Genomic DNA, 221 nt, shown 5'->3' on the forward strand with positions numbered 1-221 from the left:
ATGGCGTTGAACAGGTGGGTGACGCCCGAGAGGCCGTGGTCGATGGCCTGGCGCATGGTCTCGTAGCGGGCGTTGGTGTGGCCGGCCGCGACGATCACCCCGGCCTTGGAAAGGCGGGCGATCGCCTCGGGCGTGGTCCGCTCGGGGGCCAGGGTCAGCAGCAGCCTGCCGCGCTTCAGCGACGAGAGCAGGGCGATGGCCTCGTCGTCGAGGATCCGGAA

The 221-nt window shown here is 70.6% G+C and carries 1 pseudogene; it reads right to left on the minus strand.

From position 1 onward, the window contains the following. Positions 1-221: pseudogene (locus AX690_RS03110) on the minus strand (N-acetylglucosamine-6-phosphate deacetylase); the annotation flags it as partial.

This window comes from Caulobacter sp. CCH9-E1 (assembly GCF_001556515.1).
Classification (GTDB): Bacteria; Pseudomonadota; Alphaproteobacteria; order Caulobacterales; family Caulobacteraceae; genus Caulobacter.